Consider the following 5,586-nt stretch of genomic DNA (forward strand, 5'->3'; position numbering starts at 1 on the left):
GGACTAAGCTTTAAAACCATGGTTAGTTAAAGTCAGGCCAAGCATACCCAAAGTTTTTCTACAACAATCCTTCTAAGCGACGGCGAATATTATCTAGCTCCGCATCGGAAAATTCAGTGTCTGGTTTTTCTTCCTCCTGGCCTTGGTCATTGCTCTGGGCTTCCCGGGCCGCCTGCAAAACCCCATCTGGGTCCCATTCCGGTTCGGCCACATTTTTTTCCGGGGGAATGGCCAGCATACCTTCCGCCACAACTTCGCAATCGTAGCCAGCTTCTTGGCAAAACTCTTCAATATCCCGGGAATCCATGGCTTCAATTGAGGGCGGCGGAAAATCCTGGGCCTCTAAAAGCAGGGCGTAACGGGTGGCATCATCCTCGGAAGCGAACATCAAAATCTTATTGCGTCCCCCCATTTGTACGGTGTGGATGCCTTCATTATCCGTACCTGCGTTGAATAAAAGAACGTAAACACGCATAGAGTCAGCAAAATCTAAAAGTTGTCTATTCCTACCAGCATATCGAGCTAGGGTAGTTCTGCAAAAATCAATGGGGCCACCGACGACATAACTCAAGCTGAGCATTCTTCGATGGCCCCCAGGGGAGAACCTAGGCTCTGCCCCTATGGTGGGATAATCCGGTGGAGAAATGAACTAGAAATTAAGTTCAGCGGCTTGAACTTTTTCAATTTGTTTTTTCTTCAACACCAACAGAATTTGGGAAAGCATAATTCCCGCCAAGAAGAGGACCAGGAATTTAATGCGGGTGGGATTTTGCAGCACCACTTCCGTATCTTTCTGGCCAAAACCGCCCACATTGGGATTATTAGTCAAAAATTCCCCTGCTTCCACAGTTTGACCGGCACTGACGATCAATTCGGGACCAGCAGGAATGTCTACGGTTTCCGTACCATCAGCAGTGGTGAGAATCAGTTGATAGCCACCAGCTTCAAGGGCGTTAACTTCGGAGATAGTGCCAGCTTTGGGCGCTTTAAAGGCATTGTTATTGCTCAGCAAACCGGTCGGATAAATTTGTCCCCGACCACGGTTAGCCCCGAGGTGGACAGCGAATTTACCGTAGTTAATGCTTTTATCCTTGGCAGGGTCGGGGGACAAGACGGGGAAAACAATTTCCTGATACTGCTCACCGGGCAAAGGGCCAACAATGACCACATTTTCCATATCTTCCCGATAGGGCTGGAAGTAGGTGCCACCAACTTTTTCTTTCAGTTCCTCCGACAGGCGATCGGGGGGCGCAATTTTAAATCCTTCGGGCAACATCAATACGGCCCCTACGTTCAAGCCACCCTTGGAACCATCTCCCAGCACCTGTTGACTATCGAGGTCGTAGGGAATTTTCACTACCGCTTCAAACACGGTGTCGGGCAAAACTGCTTGGGGAATTTCCACTTCCGCCGCCTTCTGGGCGAGGTGACAGTTAGCACAAACAATGCGACCAGTGGCTTCCCGGGGGGTCAAAGGGGCCGTTTCCTGGGCCCAAAAGGGATAGGCAGAGGCGGCCTGGGGCAGGCTAAGATCGGTGACTAAAAAGACGCTGACTGTGGCGATCGCCAACACCGTGAAGCGGCGCAGAGCAACCATGGTTTTCGTCCACAGCCCCAAAGTATCAGGGTTTCTCATCGTTAAGTTGAACGGATTAGGTTTAGGTAAACAGTAGGGGAAAAAGACCAGTCTCAGACAATTACACAAAATTACAACAGTGTTGCTTACTCAACGGATAGCAAAGCTAAACCTAAGCCCACCAGGGATCTTCGTCGGTGCGGAAATCGGTTTCCGTCCAGGGGCTGAGCACTAATTTGTCATCGTCGGTAACTGTGGTATGGGCCAAAGCCAAAGAGAGGGGAGCCGGGCCACGCACCACTTTACCTTCGGCGTTGTACTGGGAACCGTGGCAAGGGCACATAAATTTATTTTCGCTGGCATTCCAGGGCACCACACAGCCCAAATGGGTACAAACCGCATTAATACCATAGTCGGCGATCGTGTCATCCCCCTGGACTACAATATAGGTCGGGTCGCCCTTCAAACCTTGGGCCAATACCCGATCGCCAGCGTTATGGGAAGCCAAAAATTCCGTCACCTTAACATCATTACCCAAGGCATCCTTCGCAGTTACGCCGCCACCGGTCCCACCACTGGAAGGAGGGATCAAATACTTAACCGCTGGATAGAGGGCTCCGGCCGCCACCCCAGTGATCGTACCAAAGGTCAATAAGTTCATAAACTGACGCCGACCCAAATCGGGGACATCAGGGGAGCCAGAAATCTGTGTCATAATGAACCGTCTAAATTTAAGGATTTTTACTAACATTCACCGGAGGAAGCCCGGCAACATCGTTACAGAGAGGCAGACCGGCTAAGTTACCGTCACCCCGGGGATTTGCAATAAAAAATGTAACAAGTCCTGTTCGATTATGACAGAAAACGCACCAGCCCATCTAGACAAGGCTTTGGGCTACATTTCTTGATCTGCCGGTAACAATTTTCTTACCCCCGTGCCTTAGAAGACAAAAAAATCCCGACGGGGCGGGATGCAAAAAAGATTAACCAAAAATAGGTTGAGATTAAATTGGGTCAGGAATACGTCGACAACCCCAAATTAACCAGCCCAGTCCACACTGAAGCCTTCGAGAATCAGAGAAGAGTTATAAATCTGTAAAATAATCAGTAAGAAAACCAGAAAAAGTGCCATAAATACCCCCATGACAGGAGTGGTACCCCAGCCCGGTACGACCTTACCGTATTCCGAGTTGAGGGGTCTGAGGATATCTCCTAACCGAGTGCGCTGTGCCATAGATTTCCCGTAAAAATGACTAAATGAGTTTTTGTAATGTTCTGTAATAATATAAGACAACAGAAACAACTATCAATCTTACCCCATGGAATCCGCAACAGTTCTTAGCATTACTTTTGCTGTCATTCTCATTGCCATCACTGGCTTGGCAGTATACACCTCCTTTGGTCCCCCCTCCGCCGAGCTGGGTGATCCCTTCGATGACCACGAAGATTAGAATTTTTCCTGGGGGAATGGGCCCCTACCCTTGACTTGGGGTAATAGTGGTAGCAACGCTAAAAAGCTTGAATCCACTCCTTGACCTCGTACTCCGTCCAGATACCGTTTTGCCAGTAGGGGTCACCTTGCACCAACTTCTCCACTGTGTCCTGGTCTGGTGCGTCATAGATGGCAAAAACCTGCTGTAAATCCTTGGTGGGCCCAATGGTAACCAACACGCCACTTTCCTTTTGGGCTTTGAGTCCGTCCAGATGGGCTTGACGGTGGGGCGCTCTTTTTTCTTCCACATTGTCGCAATAGGTCCCCCAAAGTACATATTTAGCCATTGGTTACACACTCCTTCCTCAGCAACGAATTCACAAAGTCACCTAGAATTTTAAATGATCATGGCCAGGGCCCTGCACTCCTCACCGCACCAGTGGCCATAAACCATGGTTCAGGAATTTCCTCGAATTGTCTCGGGGAAGTATTGATCAGAATCGGACATTTGGTCGGCAGTTAGTTTAGTTAGAACTTGTTAGTTTTCCTTGATAGACCATACCAGCGGCGTCAGCGGCCAGGATAGTTTGATCATCCATAAAAATTACAGCGTTAATTCCCGTCGAGGAAATTTGATGTTCTTCGACCAATTTTCCCTTGGCTAAGGAGATAATTCTCACAAAACCTTGATCATCGGCGATCGCCAGGAGAAAACTTGCCCCAGCCAAGGTAAGAAAATTTCTGCGGGAATGTTTCATGGGTGGATGAAGTTTACATTTTGGCTATATTTTGACCCTGAACCGTTGTTGTGAAAAACTAAAATCCTCACCGGCACTCTAGCTTTTAGCCATAATTAACTTCAATTACACTTTTGGCAAAGGTCTGATAGGCAGTACCCATTTGTTTGGCCATAGTATCGTGGGGAAAAACATGAAATTCGCCGGATCTGAGGGCGTCGATAATGGCATCTGCCGCTAAGGTGGGGGGCTCGGCAATATCCGCCCTTCCAGAGGCATGGGTCATTTCGGTGGCCAACGGGCCGGGGTGGACACTCAGAACCAGAGTGCCTTGCTCACCAAGCAATTCCCACAATGCCTGGGTAATGGAATAGGCTGCGGCTTTGGAAGCGGAGTAGGTGGCCACATTGGAAAATGATTTTAGGGAAACTACTGAGTTAAGTTGCACAAAGGCCCCTCCCCCATTGGCCTTGAGCACCGGCGCAAAGGCTTGGGCCATGGCAATTAAGCCATACACATTGGTCTCCATTTCAGATTTTAGACAGGCGATCGCCCCTTCGTCCAAGGGAGATGCTACTTTTTGCACCCCGGCATTATTGACCACAATATCTACATCCGTGGCGGTTTGGGCGGCGGTAGCAATGGATTCTGGGTCCGCCAGATCAATAAAAATAGGGACTACTTTGTCGCCATATTGCTCGACTAGGGGGGCGGCACTGTCCAGGTTTCTAACGGCGGCGTAAACTTTAGCGGCTCCGTGCTCCAAAAAAGACTCCACCAGCACCTTCCCTATGCCACGGTTAGCACCGGTCACGAGAATGATTTTGTTGGCAATATCGCAAGTCATTGGCATATCTCCAGAAATGTTATTTGAAAACTTAAACCATCAGTGTGGAGTCCCAAAAGTTGCTAGATGTTGGGAAAATCAGCAGAAAAAATGGCAATGGGAGTAAATTCTGAGTGGCGATCGCCCTTTTGGAAATGACCCCAGTCAAGGGAAGAAAATTTCTGAGCACGGACCAATGCAGTAGTACAATTTATCGGGCTGTCAAAAAACAAAATATTCAGAACCCTTGTTAATATACCCTCCACGAATTTTACCACATTGGGTGGGCACTAGATCCAGAAAATAAGGTCGTAAATGTAAGTAGAATTAGGATTGTTTCACTACAGAGAGCTTTCCATGAAATTGAAAAAAGTAGTTTTTCAACCCCTTTTGGTATTAGGGGTTTCCCTTGGCCTATCTTTGGCGTTTTCCCCTGGAGCCTTTGCCTTAAAAACCCTTTATCAATTGCCATTCTCTTTGGCAGTGGAAGCGGCCATGGAAGCTGTTAACAGTTGTCAGGGAAATGGTTATAACGTTACCGCCACAGTGGTCAATCAAGAAGGTTTAGTGCAAGCTGTTATCCGAGGGGACGGAGCCACTCCCCACACCATAGAAAATAGCCTTTATAAAGCTTATACTGTGATCACCTTAGGACCCATCACCAAAGAAGATTCCACAGAGGCGATCGCAAAAAAAATGACCCCAGCTCCGTTGCCTGTGGGTTCCGTGCCTCTGGCTCCCAATCCCATCACCGGTCTGAGTTATAGCACTGGCGGCCTGGCCATTAAAGTCGGAGACCAATTAGTGGCGGCGATCGGCGTTTCTGGTTCCCCCAATGGAAACTTAGACCAAGCCTGTGCCCTCCAAGGTATTGAAAAAATCAAGCCCCGTTTAATTCCTTAAAAATGTTTTGAAGAAAATTAATGACCACCCATTAGTTTTCCTTGATATACTATCCCAGCGGCATCGGCGGCAAGGATAGTTTGATCATTTGTGAAAATTACTGCATTAATTC

At 48.2% G+C, this 5,586-nt stretch carries 9 protein-coding genes; 2 read left to right on the forward strand and 7 right to left on the reverse strand.

What is annotated here, in order from left to right; genetic code table 11:
- Positions 1-58: 58 nt before the first annotated feature.
- The 4 genes from IQ219_RS16195 to psbH all read right to left on the reverse strand — a co-directional run bounded on the left by IQ219_RS16195 (position 59) and on the right by psbH (position 2,810).
- Complete coding sequence (locus IQ219_RS16195) at positions 59-475, reverse strand: DUF3110 domain-containing protein (RefSeq protein WP_228017227.1); 417 nt, start codon at positions 473-475, stop codon at positions 59-61.
- A gap of 174 nt (positions 476-649) precedes the next feature.
- The gene (gene petA, locus IQ219_RS16200) at positions 650-1,636 is read right to left on the reverse strand and encodes a cytochrome f (protein WP_194073292.1); all 987 of its coding nucleotides are present in this window, start codon (positions 1,634-1,636) and stop codon (positions 650-652) included.
- Positions 1,637-1,748: 112 nt separating this feature from the next.
- Positions 1,749-2,291, reverse strand: a complete 543-nt coding sequence (petC, locus tag IQ219_RS16205; RefSeq protein WP_194019014.1) for a cytochrome b6-f complex iron-sulfur subunit — start codon at positions 2,289-2,291, stop codon at positions 1,749-1,751.
- 324 nt (positions 2,292-2,615) lie between these two features.
- Positions 2,616-2,810: a photosystem II reaction center phosphoprotein PsbH gene (psbH, locus tag IQ219_RS16210; RefSeq protein WP_010872259.1), complete on the reverse strand. Its 195-nt coding sequence runs from the start codon at positions 2,808-2,810 to the stop codon at positions 2,616-2,618.
- A gap of 85 nt (positions 2,811-2,895) precedes the next feature.
- Here psbH and psbN point away from each other — a divergent pair, with 85 nt between their 5' ends.
- Positions 2,896-3,027, forward strand: a complete 132-nt coding sequence (gene psbN, locus IQ219_RS16215; protein ID WP_010872260.1) for a photosystem II reaction center protein PsbN — start codon at positions 2,896-2,898, stop codon at positions 3,025-3,027.
- Between the two features lie 58 nt (positions 3,028-3,085).
- Here psbN and IQ219_RS16220 read toward each other — a convergent pair whose 3' ends face one another.
- From IQ219_RS16220 to IQ219_RS16230, 3 genes are all read right to left on the reverse strand, one after another.
- The gene (locus IQ219_RS16220) at positions 3,086-3,355 is read right to left on the reverse strand and encodes a YciI family protein (RefSeq protein WP_194073293.1); all 270 of its coding nucleotides are present in this window, start codon (positions 3,353-3,355) and stop codon (positions 3,086-3,088) included.
- Positions 3,356-3,532: 177 nt separating this feature from the next.
- Entirely contained in the window at positions 3,533-3,766 is a 234-nt protein-coding gene (locus IQ219_RS16225) for a hypothetical protein (RefSeq protein WP_228017229.1), read from the reverse strand.
- Positions 3,767-3,851: 85 nt separating this feature from the next.
- Positions 3,852-4,592 carry an SDR family oxidoreductase gene (locus IQ219_RS16230; RefSeq protein WP_228017230.1) on the reverse strand — a complete coding sequence of 247 codons (741 nt, stop codon included), beginning with the start codon at positions 4,590-4,592 and terminating at the stop codon, positions 3,852-3,854.
- 336 nt (positions 4,593-4,928) lie between these two features.
- Between IQ219_RS16230 and IQ219_RS16235 the strand changes: the two genes are divergently transcribed.
- Complete coding sequence (locus tag IQ219_RS16235) at positions 4,929-5,474, forward strand: heme-binding protein (RefSeq protein WP_190599722.1); 546 nt, start codon at positions 4,929-4,931, stop codon at positions 5,472-5,474.
- The last annotated feature ends 112 nt before the right edge of the window (positions 5,475-5,586 follow it).

The sequence above is a fragment of the Synechocystis sp. LEGE 06083 genome (assembly GCF_015207725.1).
In the GTDB taxonomy this organism is placed as follows: domain Bacteria; phylum Cyanobacteriota; class Cyanobacteriia; order Cyanobacteriales; family Microcystaceae; genus Synechocystis; species Synechocystis salina.